Source organism: Acidovorax sp. KPB24-07 (genome assembly GCF_057543315.1).
The window spans coordinates 1-3,518 of record NZ_BAAJYS010000346.1; the positions used below are offsets into that span (position 1 = coordinate 1).

The 3,518-nt window shown below is 68.1% G+C and carries 3 protein-coding genes and 1 pseudogene; 2 read left to right on the forward strand and 2 right to left on the reverse strand.

Going from position 1 to position 3,518, the window contains the following annotated elements:
* Both AC27IQ_RS20635 and AC27IQ_RS20640 read right to left on the reverse strand, forming a co-directional pair.
* Window positions 1-748: cytochrome c biogenesis ResB family protein (locus AC27IQ_RS20635; RefSeq protein WP_487090609.1), on the reverse strand; the 748-nt coding region annotated here is incomplete at its 3' end.
* A gap of 117 nt (window positions 749-865) precedes the next feature.
* On the reverse strand, window positions 866-1,513 hold the full coding sequence (locus AC27IQ_RS20640; protein ID WP_284425978.1) for a c-type cytochrome: 648 nt from the start codon (window positions 1,511-1,513) through the stop codon (window positions 866-868).
* Window positions 1,514-1,597: 84 nt separating this feature from the next.
* Between AC27IQ_RS20640 and yihA the strand changes: the two genes are divergently transcribed.
* A complete protein-coding gene (gene yihA, locus AC27IQ_RS20645; RefSeq protein ID WP_284425977.1) occupies window positions 1,598-2,338 on the forward strand; it encodes a ribosome biogenesis GTP-binding protein YihA/YsxC in 741 nt (246 codons plus the stop codon).
* Window positions 2,339-2,388: 50 nt separating this feature from the next.
* Window positions 2,389-3,311 (forward strand): annotated as a pseudogene (locus tag AC27IQ_RS20650) (alpha/beta fold hydrolase).
* The last annotated feature ends 207 nt before the right edge of the window (window positions 3,312-3,518 follow it).

Consider the following 3,518-nt stretch of genomic DNA (forward strand, 5'->3'; position numbering starts at 1 on the left):
GCGTGCCCTCGGCCACCAGCAGGTTGCCGCGGAAGGTCGGGTTGCGCTCGGACAGGCGGTGCTCGGGCCGGACCTCGGAGATCAATCCGCCGCCGTTGTACGGCGTCTTGCCGCCCAGCCACATCTGCGCGCGCACGACCAGGTCGCCGTCCAGCAGGCCGCCCACGCACACCAGCACGATGGCGCTGTGCGCCGCGATGTAGCCGATCTTGTTGGCCGCACCCGCCTTGGCCGCCACCATCCAGCCCGTTCCGGGCCCGGCCGGCGTGGTGCGCTGCTGCAGCCGCACCTTCCAGCCGCCGCCGGCCAGCATGTCGCCGATGCGGCGCGCGGCGGCCTCGGGGGTTTCGCCGGGCAGCGGCCCTTTGGCCCGCAGCCCGAAGGCCTCCAGGCTCTGCTCCCGCACGTTTTCCTTGTAGTTGCGCACGTCGGCCAGGTAGCGCGGGCCGTTGCGCGCGATGCACAGCGAGGTGCTCGCCACCAGGAACGCCAGGATCAGCAGGAACCACCACGCGCTGTACACCGCGTTGAGCTTGAGCGCCATGAACAGCTCGGCCCAGAACGGCCCGAACTGGTTCACGTAGTTGGCGGCGGGTTCGTGCTGCTTGAGCACCGTGCCGATCACCGAGGCGATGCAGATCACCGTCAGCAGCGAGATCGCGAAGCGCATGGACGACAGCAGTTCCACCGCCGCGCGCATGGCCTGCGAGCGGGTGTGGATGCGGATGCCGTGGGTGGTTTCAGACATGGACGAAAGACAAAAGGGCGGGCCATCCGTTCAGAAGGACCCGCCCGTCTTGGGTGTGATTATCGGCGGTTGGTTCAGGGGCGCGGCACGGTGGCCGGCCCGGGGGATTGACCCAGGTCAACGCAGGCCAGCGATGTAGTCGGCGACGGCCTTGATCTCGCGGTCGTTGAGCTTGGCGGCGACCTGCGTCATCTGCAGGCTGTTGCTGCGCACGCCGTCGCGGAAGGCGACGAGCTGCGCGGCGGTGTAGTCGGCGTGCTGGCCCGACAGGCGAGGGTACTGCACCGGAATGCCCGCGCCGTTGGGGCTGTGGCAGCCGGCGCAGGCGGCAATGTTGCGGTCGGCGATGCCGCCGCGGTAGATGCGCTCGCCCAGGGCGACGAGTTCCTTGTCCTTGGCGAAGCCGGGCTTGGCCTGCTTGGACGCCACCCACCAGGCGATGTTGCGCATGTCGTCATCGGACAGGGCCGAGGCGAAGCCCTTCATGACGGGGTTGTTGCGCTTGCCGGACTTGAACTCCTGCAACTGCTTGACGAGGTATTCGGGGTGCTGCTGGGCCAGCTTGGGGTTGATGGCGATGGCGGAGTTGCCATCGGCCGCGTGGCAGGCCACGCACACGGCCGTGAAGGTGGCCTCACCCTTGGCCAGATCCGGCTTGGCGGGTTTTTGCGCCGCGGCAGCGGGGGCGGCCCCCTGAGAAAAAGCCGGGAAAGCAGCAACTGCCAGCACGGCAGCCATCAGCATGGGAGCAAGCAATTTCTTCATATCGAGGGTTCTTGTGTTATGGGCGCAAAACGGCGCGATTCTACAATGCGACCCCCTGGCCCTCTATCCTTGGTAACCCCCGTTATGACGACTACATCACATGCGCCAGTTGCTGGCTCCCTCCCGCCCGCACCGGACGCCAAAGTCGCCATGGGGTGGATGCACACCACGCGGTTCCTGACGACGGCGGCGCAACTGCACCACCTGCCCCCCATCGATGTGCCCGAGATCGCCTTCGTCGGCCGCTCCAATGCCGGCAAGTCCACCTGCATCAACACGCTCACGCAGCAAAAGCAGCTGGCCTTCGCCTCCAAGAAGCCCGGTCGCACGCAGCACATCAACCTGTTCTCGCTGGGCAAGCAGGGCGTGACCGACGCCGTGCTGGCCGACCTGCCCGGCTACGGCTACGCCGCCGTGTCGCGCTCGGACAAGATCCGCTGGCAGCAGGTGATGCTGAGCTACCTGGTCACCCGCCAGAGCCTGACCGGCATCGTGCTGCTGTGCGACCCGCGTCTGGGCCTGACCGAGCTGGACGAGGCGCTGCTGGAGGCCGTGCGCCCGCGCGTCGAATCGGGCCTGAAATTCCTGGTGCTGCTCACCAAGGCCGACAAGCTCACCCGCGCCGAGCAGGCAAAGGTGCTGTCCATCACGCGACTGCAGGCCGGCGGCGGCGAGGTCAAGATGTTCTCGGCCCTCAAGAAGCAAGGGGTGGACGAGGTGGCGCAACTGCTGTGGCAGTGGTCCCACCCGGTGGCCGGCCCGTCGCCCGAGGCGCAGGACGGCACCGAAGAGGCGCCCCTGGACGAGGATTCGGAAGACAACTAGGCGCCCGCGCAGACAGGTCATGCGCGGGCTGCGATCCAAGGCAGAGCACCATGATCGACACCATTGCGCACGCCCTGCCCCACGGCACCACGCTGCACTGCCGCACCCGCGGCGAGCGCGGCCGCCCGGTGCTGCTGTTCCTGCACGGGTTTCCCGAAGGCGCCTTCATCTGGGATGCGCTGCTGGAGCACTTCGCCGACCCGGCCCACGGCGGCTACCGCTGCGTGGCGCCCTGGCTGCGCGGCTTCGCGCCGTCGAGCGCCCCGCCGGACGTGGCCGCCTACCGCGCCAAGCATCTGGTGCAGGACATCACGGCCCTGATCGCGGCCGAATGCGGCGACTCGCAGCCCCTGGCCGCGCTGATCGCGCACGACTGGGGCGGCGCAGTGGCCTGGAACCTGGCCAACCAGCGGCCTGAGTTGATGCAGCGGCTGGTGATCGTCAATTCGCCACACCCGGGCACGTTCCTGCGCGAGCTGCAGAACAATCCGGCCCAGCAGGCGGCCAGCCAGTACATGCACTTTCTCTGCCGGCCGGACGCCGAGGCGCTGCTTGCGGCCGACGACTTCCAGCGCCTGTTCGGCTTTTTCGACCGGGCCGACGGCACGCGCCCGCGTGGCTCACCCCCGAGGTGCGCGACCAGTACCGCGCCACCTGGGGCGCCGGCCTGACGGGCCCGTGCGACTACTACCGCGCCAGCCCGCTGCGCCCGCCGCGCGAGGGCGATCCCGCCGCCGGCGCGCTCACCCTGCCGGATTCGATGCTCACCGTGAACGTGCCCACCCGCGTGGTCTGGGGCCTGGACGACCCGGCCCTGCTGCCCGGGCTGCTGCAGGGGCTCGCGCAATGGGTGCCTTCGCTCACCCGCACCGAGGTGCCGGGCGCCTCGCACTGGATCGTGCACGAGCAGCCGGCGGCGGTGATCCGGGCCATCACCGAAAGCCTGACGCCCCAAACGCTACAGAATCAATAGCAATACAGGCAATCAAAAACTTCAGGCATGGGCGAGATTTCAGGTCAAAACACCGAAAACTGTTTGTCGGAGTCGATGAGCCAAGCGATGTACAAGCGAGATTTCCGTTCAAAAGCCCCGCGCAATCAAAGACCAGGCTATTTGTCCCGAAAGATCCGTCCCCGGCATCCCCCAGCCCGGGCAGGGATCGTAGCCGTGGTCGTTCAA

Excerpts from the sequence above, each read along its gene's own strand:
- AC27IQ_RS20640 (WP_284425978.1), bottom strand. The coding sequence starts at position 1,513 with ATGAAGAAATTGCTTGCTCCCATGCTGATGGCTGCCGTGCTGGCAGTT.
- yihA (WP_284425977.1), top strand. The coding sequence starts at position 1,598 with ATGACGACTACATCACATGCGCCAGTTGCTGGCTCCCTCCCGCCCGCA.